The organism is Modestobacter sp. VKM Ac-2982 (assembly GCF_026967935.1).
GTDB lineage: Bacteria > Actinomycetota > Actinomycetes > Mycobacteriales > Geodermatophilaceae > Modestobacter.
Genome location: NZ_JAPVBL010000005.1, coordinates 152538 through 177669 on the forward strand (window position 1 = coordinate 152538; position 25132 = coordinate 177669).

Sequence of the window (25132 nt, forward strand, 5' to 3'; positions counted from 1 at the left end):
GGAGGTGCGGGTCACCAGCGGTCGTGCACGTGGGCGCGGATGCGCTCGTCGTACACCCGCTCGAGGTCGGCGAGCTGGCCGGCGCTGAGCGACGGCATCGAGGCGGCGGCGACGTTGCCCAGTGCCTGCTGCACGTTGCGCGCGCCCGGGATGACGGTGGTGACGCCCGGCTGGTCGATGACCCAGCGCAGCGCGAAGGCCGCGGTGGTGACGTCCGGGCCGGCGATCTCGGCGACCTCGCGGGCGGCGGCGACACCGACCTCGAAGGGCACCCCGGCGAAGGTCTCGCCGACGTCGAAGGCCTCACCGTTGCGGTTGAAGTTCCGGTGGTCGTCGGCGGCGAAGGTGGTGTCGGTGGAGTACTTGCCCGACAGCAGCCCGCTGGCCAGCGGCACCCGGGCCAGGATGCCGACCTCGGCGCGCTGGGCGGCGGGCAGCAGCTGCTCCAGCGGCTTGCGGCGGAAGACGTTGAGGATCACCTGGATCGACTGCACGCCCGGGTGCTGGAGGGCGGTCAGGCCCTCGGCGACGGTCTCGACCGAGACGCCGTAGGCCGCGATCGCCTGCTCCTCGACCAGCGCGTCCAGGGTCTCGTAGACCCGCTCGTCGGAGTAGACGGCCGGCGGCGGGCAGTGCAGCTGCACCAGGTCCAGGGTGTCGACGCCGAGGTTGCGGCGGCTCCGGTCGATCCAGGCGCGCAGGTTCTCCGGGGTGTAGGTCTCCGCGGCGAACGGGTCGGCGCGGCGGCCGGCCTTGGTGGCCACGAAGGGGCGCTCGCCCCGGGCGGCCAGCGCCTTGCGGATGCGCTCCTCGGACCGGCCGTCGCCGTAGACGTCGGCGGTGTCCAGCAGCGTGACGCCGGCGTCCAGCGCGGCGTCGAGGACGGCGGCGGCGTCGTCCTCGGAGACGTTCCCCCAGTCACCGCCCAGCTGCCAGGTGCCCAGGCCGACGACGGAGACGTCGGCGCCGGTGCGGCCCAGGGGCCGGGTCTCGAGCGGGGTGCTGGCGGTGGGTGTCGCGGTCATGCGCCCACCGTCGCACGCACCCGGTCGAACAGCTCGGTCAGGGGGACGGCGACCTGCTCGTGCGACCGCAGGTCGCGCAGCTGGGCCACCCCCTCGGCCAGGTCGCGGTCACCGAGCACCACCGCGTGCGAGGCACCGGACCGGTCGGCGGCCTTCATCGCGCCCTTGAGCCCGCGGTCGCCGTAGACGGTGTCGGCGGAGACCCCGGCCTCCCGCAGCTGCCCGACGAGCTTCACCGCGAGCCGCTTGGCCTCCGCACCCAGCGGGACGACGAACGCCTGCACGCCGGACGACGTGGCGACGTCCAGCCCCTCGGCCTGCACCGCCAGCAGCGTGCGGTCGACACCGACGGCGTAGCCGATGCCGGAGAGGTCCGGCCCGCCGAGGGACGCGGACAGCCCGTCGTAGCGGCCCCCGCCACCGATCGCCGACTGCGAGCCGAGCCCGGAGTGCACGAACTCGAACGTCGTCTTCGTGTAGTAGTCCAGCCCGCGGACCAGCCGGGGCGCCTCGGTCCAGCTGACCCCGAGGTCGGTGAGGTGCTCACGGACGGCGTCGTAGTGCGCCTTGGTGGAGTCGGAGAGGTGGTCGACCATCAGCGGGGCGTCGTCCAGCTGGGCCTGCACCTCGGGGCGCTTGTCGTCGAGGACCCGCAGCGGGTTGATCTCCGCCCGGCGCCGGGTGTCCTCGTCCAGATCGAGCTTGGCCAGGAAGTCGACCAGCAGCTCGCGGTACTGCGGGCGGCAGGTGGCGTCGCCGAGCGAGGTCAGCAGCAGCTCGAAGTCGCGCAGGCCCAGGTCCCGGAAACCCTGCACGCCCAGCGCCACGATCTCCGCGTCCAGCGCCGGGTCGTCGACGCCGAGGGCCTCGCAGTCGACCTGGGTGAAGTGCCGGTAGCGGCCGGCCTGCGGGCGCTCGTAGCGGAACGCCGACCCGACCGCCCACAGCTTCACCGGCAGGGCTCCGGAGTAGAGCCGGTGCTCGATGAACGACCGCATCAGCCCGGCGGTGAGCTCGGGGCGCAGCGTCAGCGACCGGCCACCCCGGTCGGTGAACGTGTACATCTCCTTGGAGACGACGTCGGTGGACTCCCCCACCCCCCGGGAGAAGACGGCGGTGTCCTCGAACGTCGGCGTCTCGATGTAGCCGTAGCCCGCGCGGCGCAGCGGCGCGGTCAGGGTGTCCCGGACGGCGAGGAACTGCGCCGAGTCGGGGGGCAGCGTGTCGAACGTCCCCTTCGGAGCCCGCATCGGCTCACTCACAGTGTCATCACTCGCTGCGCTCCTGGGTTCGTTCCGCTCCTCGCTCGCTGGCGCTCGCTGCGATGCTCGCTCACAAGGAACGTCCCTTCGGTGCACTCGCGGCTTCGGCGAGGTACGGGTTGGTGGCGCGCTCGCGCCCGATCGTGGTGGCCGGCCCGTGCCCGGGGAGGACGACGGTCTCGTCGTCCAGCGGCAGGACGACGTCGCGCAGCGAGCCGAGCATGTCGTCCCAGGAGCCGCCGGGGAGGTCGACCCGGCCGACGGAACCGGCGAAGAGCACGTCACCGGCGAGCAGGCCGGGGGCCTCCCCCAGGTCCAGCGAGAAGACCACCGAGCCCCGGGTGTGGCCCGGCGCGTGCCGCACGGTCAGGTCCACGCCGGCCAGTGAGATCGTCGCCCCGTCGGCCAACGGCAGGACGTCGGCGGGGTCCGGGAGCTGCACGCCGGTGATCAGCGGGGCGAGCTGAGGACCGTGCCAGCGCGCCGGGTCCGACAGCATGCCGCTGTCCTCGGGGTGCAGGTAGGCGGGGATGTCATAGCCCGAGCAGACCGGCAGCACGGAGAAGGTGTGGTCGAGGTGGCCGTGGGTCAGCACGACCGCGACCGGCTTGAGCCCGTCGTCGGCGAGCATCCGGGCCAGCGGCTCGACCGCGTCCATCCCCGGGTCGACGACGACGCACTCCTGCCCGGGCCCCGGGGCGACGGCGTAGCAGTTGGTGCCGAACGCGCCGGCGGGGAAGGAGCGGATGAGCACCCGTGCAGGCTACGCGGGCGAGATCCGCCCAGCTGGCGCTGCCAGGGTCCGGACAGGCAGCCCACCTACACTCCGCACTCGACACACACCGCGGTGTGGGCACGCGGCCCGGGGCCGCGACCACCGGCGGCAGAGCGCAGAGCCCGAGGAGCCCGAGAAGAGTGCCGACCAACAAGCAGCGTCGTCAGGCCGCGCAGCGACGGCTGCAGCGGCAGCTCGAGCGCCGCGAGGAGCTCGCCCAGAAGCGCCGGCGGAACACGCTGATCGGGGTGGCCGTCCTGGCCGTCCTCGCCGTTGCCGGGGCGGTCTTCGTCGTCATCGGCCTGGGCGACGACGAGCCCGCGGACGCCACGGCCACCCCCGAGGCCACCACTGCGGCCCCGGTCGTCGACGGCAGCGACGGGACCTGCGACTTCGTCCCGGACACCTCGGGCAGCGAGACCCTCACCGACGTCGGCATCCCGCCGGCCGAGGTGCCGACGACCGGCACCACGGACCTGACGCTGGCCACCTCCGCCGGTGACATCGGGCTGACCCTGGACCAGGCGAACGCCCCCTGCGCCTCGGCGAGCATGGTCTACCTGGCGGAGCAGGGCTTCTTCGAGGGCACGCCCTGCCACCGGCTGACCAGCGGCGGCCTGAGCGTGCTGCAGTGCGGTGACCCGAGCGGCACCGGCACCGGCGGCCCCACCTACGACTTCCCGACCCAGGTGACCGGTTCGGAGACCTACCCCCGCGGCACGCTGGCGATGGCCAACGCCGGGCAGGGCACCGACGCCAGCCAGTTCTTCCTGGTCTACGCCGACAGCCAGCTGCAGCCCGACTACACCGTCGTCGGCACCATCGACGAGGCCGGGCTCGCGACGCTGGACGCGATCGCGGCCGCCGGCATCGAGGGTGGCGCCACCGACGGCGCGCCGGCCACGCCGGTGACGATCGAGTCGACGACCGTCGCCGCACCCTGAGCGTGCGGGTGGCGGCGCCGCCACCCGCACACTGAGGTGTGATGGACGCCGACCCGTACGCCGGCTTCCCGCCGGGCTTCTTCGACCGCAGCGACGACGGGCCGGACGCCGGGTTCTACGACCGGCCCCGGCTCGTGACGCACATCGACGAGGGTGCGATCTCCGCCGTCGGTGAGCTGTACGCCGAGCTGGGCATCGACGGCGCCGCACCCCGGCCGACGCGGGTGCTGGACCTGATGTCCTCGTGGGTGTCGCACTTCCGCACGCCCCCCGCCGAGCTCGTGGTGCTCGGCATGAACGACGAGGAGCTGGCCGCCAACCCGGCGGCCACCCAGCGGCTGGTGCACGACCTGAACACCGATCCGCACGTCCCGCTGCCCGACGGGGACGTCGACGCGGCTGTCTGCTGCGTGTCGATCGACTACCTCACCCGGCCCGTCGAGGTGCTCGCCGACGTGGGCCGGGTGCTGCGCCCCGGCGGCCGCCTGGCGGTCACCTTCTCCAACCGCTGCTTCCCCACCAAGGCCGTCCGCGGCTGGCTGGCCACCGACGACCGGCAGCACGGGGCCGTCGTCGCGGAGCTGGTCCGGCGCAGCGGGCGGTTCACCGAGCCGACGGTCACCCTGCGCACCCCGCCGGGCACCGGCGACCCGCTGTACGCCGTCGTCGCCACCCGGCTCCCCTGAGAGGGCCCGCCGCAGCCGCCCCTCCACGGGCTCCCGGGGCCTTCGCTGCCCACGCGCGGTCAGCGCAGCGGCGTCAGCCGCACCAGGCCACGGTCGCCCGGCGTGCGGTCGACGACCACGAAGACCTCGAACCAGTCGGCGCCGCGCTCTGTCGCCTCGTCCGCGGCCCAGGCGAGGACAGCCGCCCCGTCCACGTCCGGGCCCGAGAGCTCCTGCTCGTCAGCGCCCCGGCCGATGCTGCCGGTCACGGGGTCGGCCGACTCGGTCCAGAAGTGCACCCGGTACCGCGGCTCGTCGATCTCCCAGCGCACGTCCCGCGGATCGACCGATCCAACGTCCATCAGGCGGTGACGCGCTCCACGTCGAAGACGCCGTCGACGTTGCGGACGGTCTGCAGCACCGCGCCCAGGTGCGCCGGGTCGGCCAGCTCGAAGGTGAACCGGCTGATCGCCACCCGGTCGCGGCTGGTCTGCACCGAGGCGGACAGGATGTTGACCCGTTCGTCGGCCAGGGCCCGGGTGACGTCGGAGAGCAGCCGGTGCCGGTCCAGTGCCTCCACCTGGATCGCGACCAGGAACACCGCACCGGGCTGGGACGCCCAGTCGACCTCCACCAGCCGCTCCGGCTTGGCCTGCAGGTCCTCGGCGTTGGTGCAGTCGGTGCGGTGCACGCTCACGCCGCCACCGCGGGTCACGAAGCCGAGGATCTCGTCGCCGGGCACCGGGGTGCAGCACTTGGCGAGCTTGGCCCACACGTCGTGCATGCCGTGCACGACCACGCCCGGGTCACCGCTGGCGGTGCGGGCGACGGTGCGCTTGGTCGGGATCGCCGTCTCGGCGATGTCCTCGGCCGCGCCCTCCGACCCGCCCAGGGCGGTGATCAGCTTCTCGACCAGCGAGTGCGCCGAGACCTGGTTCTCCCCCACCGCCGCGTACAGCGCGCTGACGTCGGGGTAGTGCAGGTCGGCGGCGAGGGTGGCCAGTGACTCCCCGCCCAGCAGCCGCTGCAACGGCAGGCCCGCCTTGCGCATCGCCTTGGTCAGCGCGTCCTTGCCCGCCTCGACGGCGTCCTCGCGACGCTCCTTGGTGAACCACTGGCGGATCTTGGTGCGGGCCCGCGAGCTGCCGACGAAGGTCAGCCAGTCCTTCGAGGGGGCGGCGCTCGGCGACCGGGAGGTGAAGACCTCCACGACGTCGCCGTTGGACAGCCGGCTGTCCAGGGACACCAGGTTGCCGTTGACCCGGGCGCCGATGCACCGGTGCCCGACCTCGGTGTGCACCGCGTACGCGAAGTCGACCGGGGTCGACTCCCCCGGCAGGCTGATCACGTCGCCCTTGGGCGTGAAGACGAAGACCTCCTGCGGACCGAGGTCGTAGCGCAGCGTCTCCAGGAACTCGCCGGGCTCCTGCGCCTCGCGCTGCCAGTCCAGCAGCTGGCGCAGCCAGAGCATGTCGTCGCCCGGGGCGCCCGGGGCCGGGGTGAGGTCGGCCTTGCCGCCGGCCGCCCGGGCCTTCTCCTTGTACTTCCAGTGCGCCGCGATCCCGTACTCGGCGGTGCGGTGCATGTCGTGGGTGCGGATCTGCAGCTCCACCGGCTTGCCCTGTGGGCCGATCACCGTGGTGTGCAGCGACTGGTACATGTTGAACTTCGGCATCGCCACGAAGTCCTTGAACCGGCCGGGTACCGGCTGCCAGTGCGCGTGCATGATGCCGAGTGCGGCGTACACGTCGCGGACGGACTCGACCAGGATCCGGATGCCGACCAGGTCCCAGATGTCGGTGAAGTCCCGGCCGCGGACGATCATCTTCTGGTAGATCGAGTAGTAGTGCTTGGGCCGGCCGGTGACGGCGGCCTCGATCTTGGCCGCCTTGAGCTGCTCGGTCACCGCCGAGGTGACCTCGGCCAGGTAGGTGTCCCGGGACGGCGCACGCTCCGCCACCAGCCGCACGATCTCGTCGTACCGCTTGGGGTAGAGGGTGGCGAAGGCCAGGTCCTCGAGCTCCCACTTGATCGTGTTCATGCCCAGCCGGTGGGCCAGCGGGGCGAGGATCTCCAGCGTCTCGCGCGCCTTCTTCTCCTGCTTCTCCGGCGGGAGGAAGCGCAGCGTGCGCATGTTGTGCAGCCGGTCGGCGAGCTTGATGACCAGCACCCGCGGGTCGCGGGACATCGCGACGATCATCTTGCGGATCGTCTCGGCCTGCGCGCCGTCGCCGAACTTGACCTTGTCGATCTTCGTGACGCCGTCGACGAGGTGTGCCACCTCGGGGCCGAAGTCGGCGGTGATCGACTCCAGCGTCGTGCCGGTGTCCTCGACCGTGTCGTGCAGCAGGGCGGCGACCAGCGTCGTGGTGTCCATGCCCAGCCCGGCGAGCACGGTGGCGACGGCGAGCGGATGGGTGATGTAGGGGTCGCCGCTCTTGCGCTTCTGCTCGGCGTGCGCCTCCTCGGCGACGTCGTAGGCGCGCTGCAGAAGGGCGAGGTCGGCCTTCGGGTGGCTCTGCCGGTGCAGCACCGATAGCGGCTCCAGCACCGGACGGATGCCGGTGGAACGCTGCCCGGCCACGATCCGCCGGGCGAGCCGGTCGCGGACCCGTCTCCGGGGTGCGGTCTCGGCCTCCCCGCCCGGCTCGGGGGCCACGTCGTCGGGGCGACGGACGGCGGGCCGCTCGGGCAGCGGCACCCGGGGCGGCGCCTCCTCGACGGCAGGCGCGCCGGACGTCTGCGGTGCGACGACGTCAGAGGCCACGGGTGCTCCTGCACTGTTGAGGAGGTGGACCCTGCCCATGCTAGCCGCGCCCCACCGGGTCGCACCCCCTGCGCTCACCCGGGATGGGGTGAGGTCGGGCTCAGACCCGCCAGAGCGCGTGCACCGGGTGCGGGGCCAGGCGCTCCCGCCCGCCGAGGGCCATGAGCTCCACGACGACGGCGACCGCGGTCACCACCCCGCCGAGCTGTTCGACCAGCGCGATGGCCGCCTCCAGCGTGCCGCCGGTGGCCAGGACGTCGTCGACCAGCAGCACCCGCTGGCCGGGGGTGATCGCATCGGCGTGCAGTTCGAGGGTCGCCGTCCCGTACTCCAGGACGTACTCGGCCGTGACGACCTCGCGGGGCAGCTTGCCCGCCTTGCGCACCGGGAGGACGCCGGTCCCGGCGTCCAGGGCGACGGCGGCCGCGAGCAGGAAGCCGCGGGCCTCGACGCCGGCGACGACGTCGAAGCCCGGCCCGCCGTCGGCCCGGCCCAGCGCAGCCGCCCGCGGGTCGACGTCGGCGGGCTCGGTGAGCGCGTCGACGACCCGCCGGAACGCGCCGGCATCGGCGAAGACCGGGGTCAGGTCGCGGAACAGCACCCCGGGCTCGGGGAAGTCGGGCACGTCCACCGAGAAGCTGGCGATCAGCTCCTCGATCGGCAGCTCACCGTCCTGCAGGGTGCTCACCGTCGCTTCCGGCCCGCCGGACGCTGCCCCGGCCGGCTCGGCCGCTGACCGGGCCGCGGGGTGGTGGTCCCGCCCCGGGCACCGGGGCGCACCGAGGCCGGCGACTCGATCTGCACGTCGGCCATCGGCTGGCTCGGCAGGCTCTCCTCGCGCTCGGCGACCGTGACCGCCGAGCGGCGGGTCGCCCCGCTCCCCCGCCGGGCCGTCGCGACCGGGGCGTCGACCCGCGCGCCGCCCTGGCGGGCCTCGGCCGACCGGCGGGCCAGCACCCGCCGGCGCAGCGCCTGCTGCTCGGGCCGGCGCTCCTCCAGCTCGGCGAGCACCGGGGTGGCCAGGAAGATGGAGCTGTAGGTGCCCGCGGCCAGACCGACGAAGAGGACCAGGGCGAGGTCCTTCAGCGTGCCGGCCCCGAGCAGCCCGGCGCCGACGAACAGCAGCCCGGCGACCGGCAGCAGCGCGATGACCGAGGTGTTGATCGAGCGCATCAGCGTCTGGTTCACCGCCAGGTTCGCGGCCTCGCCGTAGGTGGACCGGGCGCTCTTGTCGAGGTCCTTGGTGTTCTCGTCGACCTTGTCGAACACCACGACGGTGTCGTACAGCGAGAAGCCCAGGATCGTCAGCAGGCCGATGACCGTCGAGGGCGAGACCTCGAAGCCGACCAGCGCGTAGATCCCCGCGGTGACGACGATGTCGTGCAGCAGGGCGGCGATCGCGGCGATCGCCATCGTCGGTCGGAACCGGATGGCCAGGAAGGCCACCACCGCGACCAGGAAGACGGCCAACGCGATCAGCGCCTGGTTGGTGACGTTGCCCCCCCAGTCCGCGCTCACCGACTGCGGGCTGACCTGGGAGGGGTCGACGCCGGCAGCGTCGGCGACCGCGGCGACCACGGCCGTCTCGGTCTCGTTGTCCAGCGCACTGGTGCGCAGCAGGACGGAGTCGCCACCGACCACCTGGGCGCTGGAGACCTGGGCCCCGGCCTCCTCGGCGGCCTCGCGGACCTCGCCGAGCTCGGCGCTGGTGGCCGGCACCCGCACGCTGTTCCCGCCGGCGAACTCGATGCCGAAGTTGAACCCGCGGAACACCATCGCCGCCACGCACAGCAGCATCACGACGGCGGTGACCCGGAACCAGAAGCGCCGACGGCCGACCACGTCCAGGCCGACCTCGCCGTTGTACAGCCGGTGCGCCAGGGACGCCCGGGGGCGTGCCCGGGCGGCACCCGGGACCGTCCCCTCGGCGGGGAGCCCGGCGTCGGCGAGCGCCTGGTCGCCGGTGCTGTCACCGGCCGCCTCGTCGCGGACGTCGGAGTCGTCGACCTCCTCGTCGTCCGGCTCCTCGCCGCGCCCGGCCTCGTCCACCGGCTCGGGGGTGGGTCCGGCGGTGGGGGCATCCGGACGGATCACCGGGTCCTGCTCCTCCGGGGCCTGCTCTCCCCAGCCGTGGCCCTCGGGGACGGCGCCGTCGGCGCCGGTGCGGTCGCGGGGGGTCATCGGTTGCTCCCGTTCGTGCTGCTGCTGCCGGTGGCGGCGCCGACCAGCTCGCGGTCGCTCAGCGACGGCTGGACCGGCCGGCGGCTGTGGTCCACCCGGCCCAGCCCGGAGAAGCGGTTGGTCCCGAACCCCTTGACCCGGCTGAGCACCACCATCAGCGGGTGGGTGAAGAGGAAGACGACGATCAGGTCGAGCACCGTGGACAGGCCCAGGGTGAACGCGAAGCCCTTCACGTCACCGATGGCCAGCCAGTACAGGATGGCCGCGGCGAGGAAGCTCACCGCATCGGCGGAGAGGATCGTCCGGCGGGCCCGCACCCAGGCCCGTGGCGTGGCGCTGCGCAGGCTGCGCCCCTCGCGCACCTCGTCCTTGAGCCGCTCGAAGTAGACGACGAACGAGTCGGCCGTGATGCCGATGGACACGATGAACCCGGCGATCCCGGCGAGGCTCAGTGCGAAGCCGATCTCCCGGCTGAGCAAGACCAGGCAGGCGTAGACGACCACCGCCGAGAGGACCAGGCTGGCGATCATCACCAGGCCGAGCAGCCGGTAGTACAGCAGCGCGTAGACGAACACGAGTGCGACGCCGATCCCGCCGGCGATGAGCCCGGCGCGCAGCTGCTCGCTGCCCAGCTCGGTCGTGATCGTCTGCGCCGTCGCCTGGCTGAAGGTCAGCGGCAGGGCGCCGTACTTGAGCTGGTTGGCCAGCTCGGTGGCAGCGGCCTGGTCGAAGCTCCCGGTGATCTGGGTGGTGCCACCCACGATGGCCGAGTTGATCGTCGGCGCGGAGACGACCCGCCCGTCGAGGGTGATCGCCACGTTGTTGCCGACGTTGGCCGTCGTGTAGTCCGCCCAGGCGGCCGAGCCCGAGGACGTGAAGTCGAGGTTGACGACCCACTCACCGGTGCCGACCTCGGTGCCGGCCGTGGCGTCGGCGACGTCGGTGCCCTCGATGACCGCCGGCCCGAGCAGGAACTTCGCGGTGCCGTCGTCGGAACACGCGGCGATGAAGGACTCGGGCTGGTCGACCTCGGTGGTGGTCGTGTCGCAGGTGAGCGTCGCGTACTCGGCGAGCGCCTCCTCCTGGGTGACGACCGGTGCATCCGGGTCGGCAGCAGCAGGCTCGGTGGCCGCCGGGTCCGTGGCGGCCGGATCCGTGGCCGCCGGATCCGTGGCCGCCGGGTCCGTGGCCGCCGGGTCCGTGGCCGCCGGGTCCGTGGCCGCCGGGTCCGTGGCCGCCGGGTCGGTCGCTGCCGGGTCCGTGGCGGCCGGCTCCGGACCGACGAGGACCGGACGGAACCGCAGCTGCGCGGTGGCCCCCAGTTCGCGGGCCTCGTCGCCGTCCTCGCCCGGCACCGAGATGACGATGTTGCTGTTGCCCTCGGTGACGACCTCGGCCTCGGCGACGCCCAGGCCGTTGACCCGCTGCTCGATGATCTCGCGGGCGAGATCGAGGTCCTCGGGGTCGGGCGCCTGACCATCGGGCGTGCGGGCCTCGAGGGTCACCGTCGTCCCGCCCTGCAGGTCGAGTCCGAGCTGCGGCGTGCGCTGGTCGCCGGTGAGGAAGACCAGGGAGTACAGCCCGGCGACGATCAGGAGGAAAGCCGCGAAGTACCGGCGGGCGGGGAGCTGACGGGCGGCCATGCGTCGACCCGGCTCAGCGGGTGCGGTCGGTGGAGTCGCCGTCGCCGTCGATGGTGCCGGTGGCCCCCTCGGGCGGGACGGCGCCGGACGCCGACTGGCGGATCTCCATGACCGCCGGGCGGGCCACGGTGATGACGACCCCCGGGGCGACCTCCAGGCCGACGGTGCCCTCGCCGAGCGAGGCGACCGTGCCGTGGATCCCGCTGGTCAGCATGACCGGGGTGCCCACGGTCAGCGAGGACTGCAGCGCTTCGGCCTTCGCCTGCAGCTTCTTGCGCTGCCGGGCGGGCAGCACGATCAGCAGGCCGAAGGCCAGGACGAGCAGGATCAACGGGAAGAACTGTTCCACGACGGGTGAGCCTCTCTACCGCAGCGAGTCGCGCGGTGGGTGCGGCCCGGGATCGGGCCGCTCGGGTACATCGGCGCCGGCGCACGCCCGCCTGCGCAGGGTGGCTCCGGGGCGAGGCGCCCCGGCCGCAGCCGGGTTGCGCGCCAGCGCAGAGGAGTCTATGCGTCGAAGAGGGTCTGTGACGACGGCGCGTCCGACGGCGGGTCGGCTGAGAGGCTGCTGAGCGGCAGTCCACCCCGCGGCACGGCCTGCCCGAGATGACGGAAGGCCGCCTCGGTCGCCACCCGCCCGCGCGAGGTGCGGGCCAGCAGCCCGGCCCGCACGAGGAACGGCTCGCAGACCTCCTCGACCGTGTGCGGCTCCTCCCCGACGGCCACCGCGAGGGTCGCCACCCCCACCGGGCCACCGCCGAAGCGGACCACCAGGGCCTCGAGGACCGACCGGTCCAGCCGGTCCAACCCGAGGTCGTCCACGTCGTACAGGGCCAGCGCCGCCTGCGCGACGTCCCGGGTGATCCGGCCGTCGGCCCGCACCTCGGCGTAGTCGCGGACCCGGCGCAGCAGGCGGTTGGCGATCCGCGGGGTGCCGCGGGAGCGCCCGGCGATCTCCGCGGAACCGTCGTCGGTGAGCTGGACCCCGAGCAGGTCGGCGCTGCGCGCCAGCACCCGCTCCAGGTCGGCGACCTCGTAGAACTCCATCTGCCCGACGAAGCCGAACCGGTCGCGCAGCGGCCCGGTCAGCAGCCCGGCGCGGGTGGTGGCGCCGACCAGGGTGAACGGGTGGATCTCCAGCGGGATGGCCGTGGCGCCCGGTCCCTTGCCGACGACGACGTCGACCCGGAAGTCCTCCATCGCCATGTAGAGCAGTTCCTCGGCCGGCCGGGCGATGCGGTGGATCTCGTCGATGAACAGCACGTCGCCGGGGCCGAGGTTGGACAGCATCGCGGCGAGGTCGCCGGAGCGTTCGATCGCCGGCCCGCTGGTGATCTTCACCGCGGTGCCGAGCTCGGTGCCGATGATCAGCGCGAGGCTGGTCTTGCCCAGCCCGGGCGGGCCGGAGAGCAGCACGTGGTCCGGCGGCCGGCCGCGGCGCTTGGCCCCCTCCAGCACGAGGTCCAGCTGGCGGGCGACCTTGGGCTGGCCGATGAAGTCGGCCAGCGAGTTCGGGCGCAGCGCCGACTCGACGACCCGTTCCTCGTCGCCGGCCCGGGGGTCGACCGCGTCGTCGGGGAACCGGCCCGGCCCGGCGTCGGCGGCGGAGAGCCCGCGGTCGAACGGGGTGCTCACGACCGCCCCAGGATCTGGAGGGCCTGCCGCAGGAGGACCGCGACCTGGACGCCGCCGGCCAGCTGCTGCTCCTCGGCCACCGGCTCGAGGGCGGAGACCGCGGTGTCCGCCTCCCGGCTCGACCAGCCCAGCCCGACCAGGGCCGCGGTGAGCTGGTCCCGCCAGGGGGCCACCGGGGTGACCCCGCCGAGGCCGGCCGCCGGCGGGCCGTCCAGCGAGGTGTCCGACGCCGTCGTGCCCAGCCGGTCGCGGAGCTCCAGCACCAGCCGCTCGGCGCCCTTCTTGCCGATCCCGGGCACCTGCATCAGCGCCTTGAGGTCGCCCATCGACACCGCCCGGCGCACCTCGCGGGGCGGGTGGATCGCCAGCACCGCCTGGGCGAGCCGGGGGCCCACGCCGTTGGCGGTCTGCAGCAGCTCGAACAGCTGACGCTCGTCGTCGTCGGCGAAGCCGTAGAGGGTGAGGGAGTCCTCGCGGACGACCAGGCTGGTCGACAGCCGGGCCTGCTCCCCCACCGCCAGCCGGGCGATCGTGCCGGGGGTGCACTGCACGGACAGCCCCACGCCACCGACCTCGAGGACCGCACCGTCGGGCGACACCGCGGCCACCCGGCCGTTCACCGAGGCGATCATCGCGGCGCCACCCCCGTCCAGCGGGGCAGCGTCGCCGGCCGGACGGGGGCGCCGATGCCGCCGGCCAGGGCCGCGACCCGCAGCCGCTGCTGCGCCGGCCCCCGCCACACGTGGCAGACGGCCAGCGCCAGGGCGTCGGCGGCGTCGGCGGGCTTGGGCGCGGTGGCGAGCCCGAGGACCCGGGTGACCATCATCGTGACCTGGTCCTTGTCCGCGCGGCCGTTGCCGGAGATGGCGGCCTTGACCTCGCTGGGCGTGTGCCAGGCAACCGGCACGTCGGCCTGGGCGGCGGCCAGGGCGGCGACGCCGGCGGCCTGCGCGGTGCCGGTCGCCGTCCCCTTGTTGTTCTGGGTGAACACCCGCTCGATGGCGACCGCGGTGGGCCGGTGCTCGCGCAGCAGTGCGGTCACGGCGGTGTGCACCTCCAGCAGACGCAGTTCCAGGTCGAGGTCGGGCGAGGTGCGGACGACGCCGACCCCCAGGGCGGTCGGTCGAGCACCGGGGCGCCCCTCGACCACGCCCCACCCGCACCGGGTGAGCCCCGGGTCGATGCCGAGCACCCGCATGAGGACCTCCACCAGCCGACGCGAACACGTGTTCGAACCACGCTAACCGCCGAGGTCCACTGGCCCCCCACCGACACGCTGGCGACGAGCTGGAACGGCCCTGCTGCAGGGACCCGCCGCGAGCCTGCGAGTGGTGGGGGGCAGCAGGGTCCTTCTAGGCGTCGATGGACTCCATGACCTCGTCGGAGACGTCGTAGTTCGCGTACACGTTCTGCACGTCGTCGAGGTCCTCGAGGGCGTCGATGAGCCGGAAGACCTTGCCTGCGCCATCGGCGTCCAGCTCGACCTGCACGCTGGGCAGGAAGCCCATGTCCGCGGAGTCGTAGTCGATGCCGGCGTCCTGCAGGGCGGTGCGCACGGCGACCAGGTCGGTGGGCTCGCAGACCACCTCGAAGGTGTCGCCCAGGTCGCGGACCTCCTCCGCACCGGCGTCCAGCACGGCCATCAGCACGTCGTCCTCGGTGGTCCCGGTCGCGGGGACCACGACGATGCCCTTGCGGGAGAAGAGGTAGGAGACTGAGCCGGGGTCGGCCATGTTGCCCCCGTTGCGGGTCATCGCGGTGCGCACCTCCATCGCCGACCGGTTCTTGTTGTCGGTGAGGCACTCGATCAGCACGGCGACGCCGCCGGCGGCGTAGCCCTCGTAGGTGATGCCCTGGTAGTCGACCCCACCGGCCTCGAGGCCACCGCCGCGCTTGACCGCGCGGTCGATGTTGTCGTTGGGCACCGAGCTCTTCTTCGCCTTCTGGACGGCGTCGTAGAGCGTCGGGTTGCCCGACAGGTCAGCACCGCCGGTGCGCGCGGCGACCTCGATGTTCTTGATCAGCTTGGCGAAGAGCTTGCCTCGCTTGGCATCGATGCCGGCCTTCTTGTGCTTGGTCGTCGCCCACTTGGAATGCCCGCTCACGACGTTCTCCCCTCACTGCCCGCGTCCGCTCCGGCGCCGGCACTGCTCGCATGGTCTCGTGCCCTCATCGCCGTTGCCTCCGGCACCAGCTCCACGACCTCCCGCACCAGCTCCACGAAGAGAGCGTGCACCCGGGTGTCCCCGGTGAGCTCGGGGTGGAAGCTGGTGGCCACCAGCCGGCCCTGACGGACGGCGACGATCTTACCGTCGGCCGGTCCGCCCTCCACCCGGCCGAGCACCTCGACGTCCGGGCCGACCTCCTCGACCCACGGCGCCCGGATGAACACCGCGTGCAGCGGCGGCCCGGGGACCCCGGCCAGCTGCACCTCGGTCTCGAAGGAGTCGACCTGCCGGCCGAACGCGTTGCGGCGCACCGTCACGTCCAGGCCACCGATCGTCTCCTGGTCGGCCGGGGCGTCGAGCACCGTGTCGGCCAGCAGGATCATCCCGGCGCACGACCCGTAGGCGGGGAGCCCGGCGCGGACGGCGTCCCTCAACGGCTGCAGCATGCCGAACCGCTCGGCGAGCTTGGCCATCGTGGTGGACTCCCCGCCGGGCAGGACCAGCCCGTCGACCTCGGCCAGCTCACCGGGCCGGCGCACCGGCCGCGCCTCGGCGCCGGCCGCCCGCAGTGCGGCGAGGTGCTCGCGGACGTCGCCCTGCAGCGCGAGCACCCCGATCGTCGGCGGGGTCACCAGCCGCGCTTGGCGTACTGCTCGCTCTCCGGCAGCGTGCTGACGTTGATGCCGACCATGGCCTCACCGAGCCCGCGGGAGACCTTGGCGATCACGCCGGGGTCGTCGAAGAAGGTGGTGGCCTGCACGATCGCGGCGGCGCGCTGCGCCGGGTCGCCGGACTTGAAGATGCCCGAACCGACGAAGACGCCCTGGGCGCCCAGCTGCATCATCATCGCGGCGTCCGCCGGGGTGGCGATGCCGCCGGCGGTGAACAGGACGACGGGGAGCGCGCCCGTGCGGGCGACCTCGACCACGAGGTCGTACGGGGCCCGCAGCTCCTTGGCGGCGACGAACAGCTCGGTCTCGTCCAGGGTGCCCAGCCGCTTGATGCCGGCCCGGATCGCCCGCATGTGCCGGGTGGCCTCGACCACGTTGCCGGTGCCGGCCTCGCCCTTGGAGCGGATCATCGCCGCGCCCTCGGAGATCCGGCGCAGCGCCTCCCCGAGGTCGGTGGCGCCGCAGACGAAGGGCACGGTGAACGCGCTCTTGACGATGTGGTGCGCCTCGTCGGCCGGGGTGAGCACCTCGGACTCGTCGACGTAGTCGACCCCGAGCGCCTGCAGCACCTGGGCCTCGACGAAGTGACCGATCCGGGCCTTGGCCATCACCGGGATGGAGACCGCGCCGATGATGCCCTCGATCATGTCGGGGTCGCTCATCCGGGCGATGCCGCCCTCGACGCGGATGTCGGCGGGCACCCGCTCCAGGGCCATCACCGCGACGGCGCCGGCGTCCTCGGCGATCTTGGCCTGCTCGGGGGTGACGACGTCCATGATGACGCCGCCCTTCAGCTGCTCGGCCATCCCGCGCTTGACGCGCTCGGTGCCGGTGCCGGTGGGCTCGCTGTGGTTCAGGGTCACGCTGCTGCCTCGCAGGTCGTCGGGCCGGGGACCGGCGGGAGGGGACGGCCCAGCGTACGGCGGATCAGCCGACGGGCCGCGCGGTGCCGGAGCCGGGGCCGGTGAGCACCGCGTCGAGGCCGTCGTCGATGTCGAAGTACCGGGGCAGCGGACGGCCGGCGTGCAGCCGCAGCACCCGGGCCAGCCGGCCCCGGCGCAGCGTCCGGGTGTCCCGGACGGCGTCGTTGTAGAACCGCCGGGCCAGGCCCACCCGCATGCCGGCGTCCTCGAGCTCCGGGGGGAGCACCCCGGCGGGGACCCGGCGGAGCAGCCGGCCCAGCGCGTTCTCGGCGGCCTCCCGGTCCCCGGCCGACGGCGCCCGGGCCCCGGCCGCAGCCGAGGCCAGCGCGTCGGCGCGCTCGGGACCGAGGTCACCGGCGTGCTCCCGGGCCAGCGCCGCCGCCAGCTCGGCCCGGCGCCGCAGCGCGGCGTCGAGGACCTCCCGTGCGCGGCGGACCCGCCCGGCCAGCCGGCGCAGCCGGGTGAGCGTCCAGGCCGTCCAGAGGAGCGCCAGGGCCACCAGGAGCCCGGCGGCGAGCAGCAGCCAGGTCGCAGTGGTCATCGGGTCCCAGGTTAGCGGCGGACCCGCCGGCGGAAGGGCCCTGACGCCCCGGGTGCACCGGTCGCGTCGGGGAGATCACCCAGCAGCGCGGCGTCGGCGGCGGTGGAGGCGGTCACCCCGGTGCCGCCCGGCGGGGCGACCGTCTCGTAGACGGCGAGGATCCGCTGGGCGACCACGGCCCAGTCGTAGTCGGCGACGGCCCGCCTGCCGGCCGCCTGCAGCTCGGCCCGCCGGACGGGGTCGGCCAGCAGGCCGCCGAGCGCCGTGGCCAGCGCGGCGGCGTCCCCACGCCGGACCAGCACCCCGGCGGCGCCGTCCGCCAGGACCCGGCTGAAGGCGTCCAGGTCGCTGGCGACCACCGGCGCACCGGCGCCCATCGCCTCCAGCAGGATCACCCCGAAGGACTCCCCCAGCAGGTTCGGGGCGCAGTAGACGTCGACCGAGCGGAGGAAGGCCGCCTTCGCCGGTTCGTCCAGCTCCCCGAGGACCGTGACGTGCGGGCGAAGGTCGTCGGCCACCAGCTCGTCCAGCTCGTCGGGGTCGCCGCGGCCGGCGATGAGCAGCCGGGCCCGCGGGTGTTCGGCGACCACGGTCCGCATCGCCGCCAGGAGCACCGGCAGGCCCTTGCGCGGCTCGTCGTAGCGGCCGAGGAAGCCGATCGTCGGGGCGTCGGTGTCACGCCGGTACCCGGCCAGCGTCGGCCCCTCGGCGAACGCCGCGACGTGCACTCCGTTGGGGATGACCACCGCGTCGCCACCCAGGTGCTCGACCTGGACGCGGCGGGCGAAGTCGGAGACGGCGATCCGGCCGGCCACCTTCTCCAGCCACGGGCGCGCCCACGGCCCGAGCGCCGCGAGCACCTTGGACCGGGTGGTCGCCGCGTGGAAGGTCGCCACGATCGGGCCCTCGGCGATGATGCAGACCAGCAAGGACAGCGACACCGACGCCGGCTCGTGCACGTGGACGACGTCGAAGTGCCCGTCCCGCAGCCAGCGGCGCGCCCGGGCGGCGGAGACCAGGCCGAAGGAGACGCTGGCCATCGAGCCGTTGTAGGGAACCGGCACCGCACGACCGGCCCAGGTCACGTGCTCGGCGGGCAGCGACTCCTCGTGCAGCGCCGGGGTCAGGACCTCCACGTGGTGCCCCAGCCCGCGCAGGGTCTCGGCGAGGTCGCGCACGTGGTACTGCACGCCACCGGGGACGTCCCACTGGTAGGGGCAGACCAGCCCGATCCGCATCACCCCACCTCCGCCGGGGGCGCGGCCACGACCGGGAGGGCCGGGGCACGCCCCTCGGGCCCCACCTCGGGCCAGACCCGGCCGAGCACGTGCCAGTCCTCGGGACGTTCGGCGATCGTCGTGGCGAAGGCGTCGGCGACCTGCTGGGTCGCGCTGGTCACCCGGTCCCGCAGCCGACCCGGCCCGTCGTCGAGCGGCACCGGGGGGTGGACGACGAACTGCCACCCCGCCCCGTCGAACTGGCAGACGGCGGGCAGCAGGGTCGCCCCGGTCTGGGCTGCGACGAGGGCCGGGCCGCCGGGCATCGTCGTCCGGCGGCCGAAGAAGGTGACCGGCACACCGCTGCCGGACAGGTCGCGGTCCATCAGCAGGCAGGCGGTCCCGCCGTCGGCCAGCCACTCGCGCAGCACCGCCGAGCTGGGCCGCTCGCCGCCGGTGAGCGGTACGACCCGCATGCCCAGCCGTTCCCGGAAGGCGACGAACCGGCGGTACAGCGACTCCGGCCGCAGCCGCTCGGCAACCGTCAGGAACGGGCCCCCGAGCCAGGCGATCAGCCAGACCCCGGCGGCGTCCCAGTTCCCGCTGTGCGGCAGGGCCAGGACGATGCCGCGGCCCTGGGCTCGTGCAGCCTCCAGGTGCTCCCGGCCACGCATCTCCGAGCCGGCGAGGATGCGTTCGCTGGACAGGGTGGGCAGCCGGAACGCCTCCTGCCAGTAGCGGGCGTAGGACTGCATCGCCCGCCGGGTGAGGGCATCCAGCGCACTGTCGTCCAGGTCGCCGCCGGTGACGACGTCCAGGTTGGCCCGCAGCTGCCGGGCACCCCGTCCGCCGCGGCGGACGGCGAGCGCGCCGCCCGCGGCGGCGCCGGCCCGGGCCACCGGCTCGGGCAGCAGCCGGACGGCCCGCCAGCCGGCTGCGTACCCGGCGTCGGTGAGCCGGGCGAGCAGGTCGGCGCGGCGGCTCACGGGGCGGGGCGCTCGGACGGCTGGTCGGGGGACGACGTCGGCAGTCGACGTCCGTGGGCCTCCCGGCGGACCGCGGCGAACCGCTGCGCGACCGTCACCGCGCTGCCGACGAGCAGCACCCACAGCGCGACGTGGAGTGCGTACGGGATGCCCAGGCCGGTGAACCCGGTGCCGACCAGCACCAGGATCAGCCGTTCGGTGCGCTCGACGATCCCCACGTCGGCCGACAGCCCGACCCCCTCGGCGCGGGCCTTGACGTAGGAGGTGAGCACCCCGAGCACCAGGCACAGCAGCGCGAGCAGGACCAGCAGCCGGTTGTCCCCGGCGCCGGAGAACCACCAGACCAGCCCGCCGAAGATGGCGGCGTCGGCGGCCCGGTCACCGGCGGAGTCCAGCACCGCACCGAAGACCGAACCGCCCCCGCGGGCCCGGGCCAGGGCGCCGTCGAGCATGTCCAGCAGCACGAAGACGGTCACGGCCAGGGCGCCCCAGAACAGCAGGCCGTTCCCGATCAGGAAGACCGCGGAGACGACAGCGCCGAGGGTGCCGGTGAGGGTCACCGCGTCGGCGGTGACCCCGGCCCGGACCAGGCCGCGCACCACGGGCGCCCAGAAACGGCCGACGGCCGGCCGGAGGTTGACGCCGAGCACTCAGGCCACCGTCGGGTGCGGGGCGGGGCCGGCCCCCTGGCCGGCAGCCGGCCAGGCGCCGGCCAGCAGGGCCCGGGTCTCGGCGAGCACCTGCGGCAGCACCCGGGTCAGCCCGACCACCGGCATGAAGTTGGTGTCCCCGCCCCAGCGCGGGACCGCGTGCTGGTGCAGGTGGTCGGCGATGCCGGCGCCGGCGACCGAGCCCTGGTTCATCCCGATGTTGAACCCGTGCGCGCCGCTGACCGACCGCACCACGCGCATCGCCGTCTGGGTGAAGGCCCCGAGCTCGGCGACCTCGGCGATGGTCAGGTCGGTGTAGTCGGGCACGTGCCGGTACGGCACCACCATCAGGTGGCCGGCGTTGTACGGGTAGAGGTTGAGGACGGCGAACACCGTCTCGCCCCGGGCCACGATCAGCCCGTCCTCGTCCGACATCGCCGGGATCAGGCAGAACGGGCAGTCGTGGTCGCCGGTCGGCTTGTTCTCCCCGCGGATGTAGGCCATCCGGTACGGCGTCCACAGGTGCTCGAAGCCCGAGGTCGGCCCGTCGTCGTCGTTGCGCAGCGGCACCCGGTAGGCAGCCGGTTCCTCGCCCGTGCCGGTGCCCATGCCGGTGCCCATGCCCCCGGTCATCCGGCCACCATCGGGGTCTCCGCGGTCGGGTCGCTGTTGTGCCGACCCTCGACCCAGGCGGCCACTTGGGCCACCGCCTCGGCAACCGGGACGCCGTTGCGCTGGGAGCCGTCGCGGTAGCGGAAGGAGACCGCCCCCGCCTCGGCGTCGGTGGCCCCGGCGATCAGCACGAAGGGCACCTTCTGCTTGCTGGCGGTGCGGATCTTCTTCTGCATCCGGTCGTCGGAGTCGTCGATCTCCACCCGGATGCCGCGCTGGCGCAGCTGCAGGGCGACGTCGGTGAGGTAGGGCACCTGCTCGTCGGTGATCGGGATGCCGACCACCTGGACCGGGGCGAGCCAGGCCGGGAAGGCGCCGGCGTAGTGCTCGGTCAGCACGCCGAAGAACCGCTCGATCGAGCCGAACTTCGCCGAGTGGATCATCACCGGCTGCTGCCGGGTGCCGTCGGCGGCGCTGAACTCGAGGCCGAAGCGGGCCGGCTGGTTGAAGTCGTACTGGATGGTCGACATCTGCCAGGTGCGCCCGATGGCGTCGCGGGCCTGGACGGAGATCTTCGGGCCGTAGTAGGCCGCCCCGCCCGGGTCGGGCACGAGCTCCAGGCCGGTCTCCCGCGCTGCCTGCTCCAGCACCGAGGTGGCGTTGGCCCACTCCTCATCGGAGCCGATGAACTTCGGGCCCTCGCCCCGGGTGGACAGCTCCAGGTAGTAGTCGTCCAGGCCGAAGTCGCGCAGCAGCCCGAGGACGAAGGCCAGCAGGTGCCGGACCTCCCCGGGCGCCTGCTCCGGGGTGACGTAGCTGTGCGAGTCGTCCTGGGTCAGCCCGCGGACGCGGGTCAGGCCGTGTACGACGCCGGACTTCTCGTACCGGTACACCGAGCCGAACTCGAAGAACCGCAGCGGCAGCTCGCGGTAGGACCGCCCGCGCGACCGGAAGATCAGGTTGTGCATCGGGCAGTTCATGGCCTTGAGGAAGTACTCGCTGTTCTCCAGCTCCATGGCCGGGAACATCGTCTCCTCGTAGTACGGCAGGTGCCCGGAGGTCTCGAACAGCCCGCGCTTGCTGATGTGCGGGGTGCCGACGTAGTCGAACCCCTCCTCCAGGTGCCGGCGGCGGACGTAGTCCTCCATCTCCCGCTTCACCACCCCGCCCTTGGGGTGGAAGACGGCCAGGCCCGAGCCGATCTCGTCGGGGAAGCTGAAGAGGTCGAGCTCGACGCCGAGCCGCCGGTGGTCGCGGCGCTCGGCCTCGGCGATCTGCTCCAGGTACGCCTTGTGCGCGTCCTTGCTCTCCCAGGCGGTGCCGTAGACCCGCTGCAGCTGCGGGTTCTTCTCGCTGCCCCGCCAGTAGGCGGCGGCGCTGCGGGTGAGGGAGAACGCCGGGATGGTGCTGGTGCGGGGCAGGTGCGGGCCACGGCACAGGTCGGTCCACAGCCGGTCGCCGGTGCGCGGGTCGAGGTTGTCGTACATGGTCAGCTGCGCGCCGCCCACCTCGACGTCGGCGCCCTCGGCCGGCTCCTCACCGGCGCCTCCCTTGAGGCCGATCAGCTCCAGCTTGTACGGCTCGTGCGCCAGCTCGGCCCGCGCCTCGTCGTCGCCGATCTCCCGGCGGCTGAAGTTCTGCCCCTGCTTCACGATCGCCTGCATGCGCTTCTCCAGCGCCTGGAGGTCCTCGGGGGTGAACGGCCGCTCGGGGTCGAAGTCGTAGTAGAAGCCGTTCTCCACCGGCGGGCCGATGCCCAGCCGGGTGCCCGGGAAGAGGTCCTGCACGGCCTGGGCCAGCACGTGGGCGGTGGAGTGCCGGATGACCGCGCGACCGTCGGCGCTGGCGGCGGGCACCGGCTCGACCTCGGCGTCGGCGTCGGCAACCCAGCCGAGGTCCTTGAGGTCGCCGGAGACAACGTCCCGGACGACGACGGCACCGTCCGGGCCCTTCAGCGGCACCCCGGCGTCCTTGAGCGCCTGCAGGGCCGTCGTCCCGGCCGGCACCAGGATCGCGGTGACGGCGGTGGGCGAAGGCGGGGTGGACACGAGAGCTCCCGGGGGTCAGACACGGTGCCGGCCGGTCGGCCGGGCGCAGTCGAGACTAGTGCGCCGGGACGACGGTCCCGGTCAGCCGGGGACGATCGACAGCCCGGCGGCGACCGCGCCCCGCGAGTCGAGCACTGCACCGATCCGCGCTGCGCTCTCCGGGTCGGCGGGCACCAGCCGGACCTCCTCCGCGCCCACGTCGATCCGCACCGGCACCGCCTCGGCCTGCGACACGGTGAACCGGCCGGACTGGCCCCGGGTGAAGGTGAACCGGGCGATCACCGAGTCCTCGGTGTCGTACCCCCGGGTGGCGTGCTCGGCCAGGTGGTTCCCCAGCCCGTAGGCCACCCACTCGCCGCCGATCTGCTCGAACGGCTGGACGACGTGCGCGTGGTGCCCGAGCACCAGGTCGACGTCGGCTGAGGCGAGCAGCGTGCGCACCGCCTCCTCCTGGGCCGCGGTCGGTGCGTGGTCGTACTCGGCGCAGCAGTGCACGCTGGCCACCACCACCTCCGCGCCGGCCGCCCGGGCCGCGGCCGCATCGGCCAGCACCCCGCTGACGTCGGGCGCAGCGAAGGTGTCCACCGCCCAGGGCGCGTCGGCCGGCAGCGGGACCCCGTTGAGCGAGAACGTCGTCGCCACGTGCCCGACCCGCACTCCCCCGACGTCCACCACCGTCGGCGGCTCGTCCGCGGTGCGGTGGGTGCCGGTGTGCGCGATCCCCGCGGCGTCCAGGGCGTCCAGCGTGCGCACCAGCCCGTCGAAGCCGTCGTCCACGGAGTGGTTGGAGGCGGTCGAGCACAGGTCGTACCCGGCGTCGGCCAGGGCGTCCACGATCTCCGGCTGGGCGGCGAAGGACGGGTAGCCCGAGTACGGCCCGCCGACCGGGGCGACCGGCGTCTCCAGGTGGCAGATCGCCAGGTCAGCGGCCTGCAACACCGGCGCCACCCCGGCGAAGACGGCCGAGAAGTCCCAGCTGCCGTCGGGCTGCAGGGCGCCGGCGGTCAGCGCGCGGCCCTGGTGGACGAGCACGTCCCCGGTGGCGACGAGGGTGAACGAGTCCGGCGCCGGTGGGGGCGTGGACGACGACGCGGCCGACGGGGCCGCCGACGACGGAGCCGGCGCCTGCGCGACCGGGGACTCCGCGTCGGCGCCACAGCCGGCCAGCAGCGCCACGCACACGGCCACCGCAGCTCTCCGGGTCACGGTCTGGAGGTTAACGACCGCGGAGCTCGAGGACCGGTGCGCTCACGTCAGTCGAGCAGCTGGACCTCGTCACCCTCGGCGACCAGGCCCGGGGTGCGGACCTCGGCGTACACGCCGAGGCAGTGCTTGGGGGTGCGGACCACGTCGAGCTCCGCGGTGCCGATCCGCAGCCGCCGGCCGACCCAGGACCGCTCGTCCTGCCCGTCGGGAAGATGCAGCAGCAGGTTCGCGCGCGGGTCGTCGGCGGAGCAGCCCTCGGGCACGTCGCCCTCCGCGGCCCGCTCGACGGCCCCGCGGGACACCAGGTGGACGGCGGCGGCGTCGACCTGCGGGCCCCCCGCAGCGGCAGCCAGCCGGACCGGTCGCCCCAGCACCTCGGTGAGGGTGAGGGTGTCGGCCTCGGTGTCGCCGGTGGGTACGACCTCGCGCAACCGGGGGGTGGTCTTCACGGTGACCCGCTCGCCGGTGTCGACCTCCACGACCGACCACGCCCGGTCACCGTGCAGGCCGGCGTCCTCGACCTCCACGGCCGGGACCACCCGCCCGGCCAGGGACTTCACCGGGTACACCGAGATCTGACCGACCTTGCCCACCGCAGCGCTCACCTCCCCGACGCTACGCGGGGCGCGATCGGGCGGCCTGCCCGGCCGACGGGCTCCCCCGGCGTCGCAGTCGCCGCAGCTGCGCCTCCACGTGCGGACGGGCCCGGCGCTGCCCCCCGCGCTCGGCGATGGCCTCGTCCAGGGCGGTGAGCACCCGGGTCAGCCGGAGCTCGTCGGGGTGCCAGCCGCGGCGCTCGCACTCCTCCAGCCACGGGACCGGCGCGGTGTGCCCGCGCTCGGAGTTGCAGCGGCGGCAGGCGGCCACCTCGTTCTCCAGCCAGGACGGCCCGCCCTTGACCCGTGGCACCACGTGCTCGGTGGTCGGGACCACCTGCCCGCCGAACGTCCGGCCGCACCACACGCAGGTGGGCCCGTCGCGCTGCACGGCGACCCGCAGGCGGGCGGCCCGGTCCAGTGCCATCGCGTCCATGGTGCGCCGGTTCCGGACGGGTGCGCCGGTCGACAGGGGCGCCCCGGGACGACGAAGGGCCAGGCTCCCCCGTCTCCGGGTTGACCTGGCCCTTGCATCCGGTGGGCGATACTGGGATCGAACCAGTGACCTCTTCGGTGTGAACGAAGCGCTCTACCGCTGAGCCAATCGCCCGGGTGCG

At 73.9% G+C, this 25132-nt stretch carries 26 protein-coding genes and 1 tRNA gene; 2 read left to right on the plus strand and 25 right to left on the minus strand.

Features of this window, described 5'->3' with window-relative positions; translation table 11 throughout:
- Positions 1–11: 11 nt before the first annotated feature.
- From O2W20_RS18135 to O2W20_RS18145, 3 genes are all read right to left on the minus strand, one after another.
- The gene (locus tag O2W20_RS18135; protein ID WP_269171772.1) at positions 12–1025 is read right to left on the minus strand and encodes an aldo/keto reductase; all 1014 of its coding nucleotides are present in this window, start codon (positions 1023–1025) and stop codon (positions 12–14) included.
- A complete protein-coding gene (hisS, locus tag O2W20_RS18140) occupies positions 1022–2275 on the minus strand; it encodes a histidine--tRNA ligase (RefSeq protein ID WP_269171771.1) in 1254 nt (417 codons plus the stop codon). The genes O2W20_RS18135 and hisS overlap by 4 nt, the downstream gene beginning before the upstream one ends.
- 82 nt (positions 2276–2357) lie before the next feature.
- On the minus strand, positions 2358–3041 hold the full coding sequence (locus O2W20_RS18145; RefSeq protein ID WP_269171770.1) for an MBL fold metallo-hydrolase: 684 nt from the start codon (positions 3039–3041) through the stop codon (positions 2358–2360).
- A gap of 161 nt (positions 3042–3202) precedes the next feature.
- Here O2W20_RS18145 and O2W20_RS18150 point away from each other — a divergent pair, with 161 nt between their 5' ends.
- Positions 3203–4006 (plus strand): peptidylprolyl isomerase, encoded by an 804-nt coding sequence (locus O2W20_RS18150; RefSeq protein WP_269171769.1) that lies wholly within the window; start codon positions 3203–3205, stop codon positions 4004–4006.
- Between the two features lie 41 nt (positions 4007–4047).
- Positions 4048–4692, plus strand: a complete 645-nt coding sequence (locus O2W20_RS18155) for a class I SAM-dependent methyltransferase (protein WP_269171768.1) — start codon at positions 4048–4050, stop codon at positions 4690–4692.
- Between the two features lie 59 nt (positions 4693–4751).
- Here O2W20_RS18155 and O2W20_RS18160 read toward each other — a convergent pair whose 3' ends face one another.
- The 22 genes from O2W20_RS18160 to O2W20_RS18265 all read right to left on the minus strand — a co-directional run bounded on the left by O2W20_RS18160 (position 4752) and on the right by O2W20_RS18265 (position 25125).
- Positions 4752–5033, minus strand: a complete 282-nt coding sequence (locus O2W20_RS18160; RefSeq protein WP_269171767.1) for a hypothetical protein — start codon at positions 5031–5033, stop codon at positions 4752–4754.
- A complete protein-coding gene (locus O2W20_RS18165; RefSeq protein ID WP_269171766.1) occupies positions 5033–7438 on the minus strand; it encodes a RelA/SpoT family protein in 2406 nt (801 codons plus the stop codon). Before O2W20_RS18165 ends, O2W20_RS18160 begins: the two co-directional genes overlap by 1 nt.
- 100 nt (positions 7439–7538) lie before the next feature.
- The gene (locus tag O2W20_RS18170) at positions 7539–8126 is read right to left on the minus strand and encodes an adenine phosphoribosyltransferase (RefSeq protein WP_331254089.1); all 588 of its coding nucleotides are present in this window, start codon (positions 8124–8126) and stop codon (positions 7539–7541) included.
- Positions 8123–9619: a protein translocase subunit SecF gene (gene secF / locus O2W20_RS18175; RefSeq protein WP_269171765.1), complete on the minus strand. Its 1497-nt coding sequence runs from the start codon at positions 9617–9619 to the stop codon at positions 8123–8125. Before secF ends, O2W20_RS18170 begins: the two co-directional genes overlap by 4 nt.
- Positions 9616–11262 (minus strand): protein translocase subunit SecD, encoded by a 1647-nt coding sequence (gene secD, locus O2W20_RS18180; protein WP_269171764.1) that lies wholly within the window; start codon positions 11260–11262, stop codon positions 9616–9618. The genes secF and secD overlap by 4 nt, the downstream gene beginning before the upstream one ends.
- 13 nt (positions 11263–11275) lie before the next feature.
- On the minus strand, positions 11276–11611 hold the full coding sequence (gene yajC, locus O2W20_RS18185) for a preprotein translocase subunit YajC (protein WP_269171763.1): 336 nt from the start codon (positions 11609–11611) through the stop codon (positions 11276–11278).
- 158 nt (positions 11612–11769) lie between these two features.
- Positions 11770–12897, minus strand: a complete 1128-nt coding sequence (ruvB, locus tag O2W20_RS18190; protein ID WP_269171762.1) for a Holliday junction branch migration DNA helicase RuvB — start codon at positions 12895–12897, stop codon at positions 11770–11772.
- Positions 12894–13529, minus strand: coding sequence for a Holliday junction branch migration protein RuvA (gene ruvA / locus O2W20_RS18195; RefSeq protein WP_269171761.1), 636 nt, complete (start codon positions 13527–13529; stop codon positions 12894–12896). Before ruvA ends, ruvB begins: the two co-directional genes overlap by 4 nt.
- Positions 13526–14107 carry a crossover junction endodeoxyribonuclease RuvC gene (gene ruvC / locus O2W20_RS18200; RefSeq protein WP_269171760.1) on the minus strand — a complete coding sequence of 194 codons (582 nt, stop codon included), beginning with the start codon at positions 14105–14107 and terminating at the stop codon, positions 13526–13528. Before ruvC ends, ruvA begins: the two co-directional genes overlap by 4 nt.
- 142 nt (positions 14108–14249) lie before the next feature.
- Complete coding sequence (locus O2W20_RS18205) at positions 14250–15002, minus strand: YebC/PmpR family DNA-binding transcriptional regulator (RefSeq protein WP_269171759.1); 753 nt, start codon at positions 15000–15002, stop codon at positions 14250–14252.
- Entirely contained in the window at positions 14999–15697 is a 699-nt protein-coding gene (gene pdxT / locus O2W20_RS18210) for a pyridoxal 5'-phosphate synthase glutaminase subunit PdxT (RefSeq protein ID WP_269171758.1), read from the minus strand. Before pdxT ends, O2W20_RS18205 begins: the two co-directional genes overlap by 4 nt.
- On the minus strand, positions 15694–16599 hold the full coding sequence (gene pdxS / locus O2W20_RS18215) for a pyridoxal 5'-phosphate synthase lyase subunit PdxS (protein ID WP_442928938.1): 906 nt from the start codon (positions 16597–16599) through the stop codon (positions 15694–15696). Before pdxS ends, pdxT begins: the two co-directional genes overlap by 4 nt.
- A gap of 64 nt (positions 16600–16663) precedes the next feature.
- On the minus strand, positions 16664–17200 hold the full coding sequence (locus O2W20_RS18220) for a hypothetical protein (protein WP_269171757.1): 537 nt from the start codon (positions 17198–17200) through the stop codon (positions 16664–16666).
- A gap of 11 nt (positions 17201–17211) precedes the next feature.
- Positions 17212–18438 (minus strand): glycosyltransferase family 4 protein, encoded by a 1227-nt coding sequence (locus O2W20_RS18225; RefSeq protein ID WP_269171756.1) that lies wholly within the window; start codon positions 18436–18438, stop codon positions 17212–17214.
- Entirely contained in the window at positions 18438–19403 is a 966-nt protein-coding gene (locus O2W20_RS18230; RefSeq protein WP_269171755.1) for a phosphatidylinositol mannoside acyltransferase, read from the minus strand. The genes O2W20_RS18225 and O2W20_RS18230 overlap by 1 nt, the downstream gene beginning before the upstream one ends.
- A complete protein-coding gene (pgsA, locus tag O2W20_RS18235) occupies positions 19400–20053 on the minus strand; it encodes a phosphatidylinositol phosphate synthase (RefSeq protein ID WP_269171754.1) in 654 nt (217 codons plus the stop codon). Before pgsA ends, O2W20_RS18230 begins: the two co-directional genes overlap by 4 nt.
- A complete protein-coding gene (locus O2W20_RS18240) occupies positions 20054–20686 on the minus strand; it encodes an HIT family protein (protein ID WP_269171753.1) in 633 nt (210 codons plus the stop codon).
- Positions 20683–22713 carry a threonine--tRNA ligase gene (gene thrS, locus O2W20_RS18245; protein ID WP_269171752.1) on the minus strand — a complete coding sequence of 677 codons (2031 nt, stop codon included), beginning with the start codon at positions 22711–22713 and terminating at the stop codon, positions 20683–20685. The genes O2W20_RS18240 and thrS overlap by 4 nt, the downstream gene beginning before the upstream one ends.
- An 81-nt stretch (positions 22714–22794) precedes the next feature.
- Positions 22795–23919, minus strand: a complete 1125-nt coding sequence (locus O2W20_RS18250; RefSeq protein WP_269171751.1) for a CapA family protein — start codon at positions 23917–23919, stop codon at positions 22795–22797.
- A gap of 47 nt (positions 23920–23966) precedes the next feature.
- Positions 23967–24524, minus strand: coding sequence for an MOSC N-terminal beta barrel domain-containing protein (locus O2W20_RS18255; RefSeq protein WP_269171750.1), 558 nt, complete (start codon positions 24522–24524; stop codon positions 23967–23969).
- 10 nt (positions 24525–24534) lie between these two features.
- Entirely contained in the window at positions 24535–24942 is a 408-nt protein-coding gene (locus tag O2W20_RS18260; RefSeq protein ID WP_269171749.1) for an HNH endonuclease, read from the minus strand.
- A 111-nt stretch (positions 24943–25053) separates the two neighbouring features.
- A tRNA-Val gene (locus O2W20_RS18265) sits at positions 25054–25125 on the minus strand.
- Between the last annotated feature and the right edge of the window lie 7 nt (positions 25126–25132).

Bases quoted from the DNA above. Each gene is read 5' to 3' on its own strand.
- O2W20_RS18160 (WP_269171767.1), bottom strand. From the start codon at position 5,033: ATGGACGTTGGATCGGTCGATCCGCGGGACGTGCGCTGGGAGATCGAC.
- O2W20_RS18240 (WP_269171753.1), bottom strand. From the start codon at position 20,686: ATGACCGGGGGCATGGGCACCGGCATGGGCACCGGCACGGGCGAGGAA.
- O2W20_RS18260 (WP_269171749.1), bottom strand. From the start codon at position 24,942: ATGGCACTGGACCGGGCCGCCCGCCTGCGGGTCGCCGTGCAGCGCGAC.
- O2W20_RS18225 (WP_269171756.1), bottom strand. From the start codon at position 18,438: ATGCGGATCGGGCTGGTCTGCCCCTACCAGTGGGACGTCCCCGGTGGC.
- O2W20_RS18135 (WP_269171772.1), bottom strand. From the start codon at position 1,025: ATGACCGCGACACCCACCGCCAGCACCCCGCTCGAGACCCGGCCCCTG.
- secD (WP_269171764.1), bottom strand. From the start codon at position 11,262: ATGGCCGCCCGTCAGCTCCCCGCCCGCCGGTACTTCGCGGCTTTCCTC.
- ruvA (WP_269171761.1), bottom strand. From the start codon at position 13,529: ATGATCGCCTCGGTGAACGGCCGGGTGGCCGCGGTGTCGCCCGACGGT.
- hisS (WP_269171771.1), bottom strand. From the start codon at position 2,275: ATGCGGGCTCCGAAGGGGACGTTCGACACGCTGCCCCCCGACTCGGCG.
- O2W20_RS18155 (WP_269171768.1), top strand. From the start codon at position 4,048: ATGGACGCCGACCCGTACGCCGGCTTCCCGCCGGGCTTCTTCGACCGC.
- O2W20_RS18220 (WP_269171757.1), bottom strand. From the start codon at position 17,200: ATGACCACTGCGACCTGGCTGCTGCTCGCCGCCGGGCTCCTGGTGGCC.
- secF (WP_269171765.1), bottom strand. From the start codon at position 9,619: ATGACCCCCCGCGACCGCACCGGCGCCGACGGCGCCGTCCCCGAGGGC.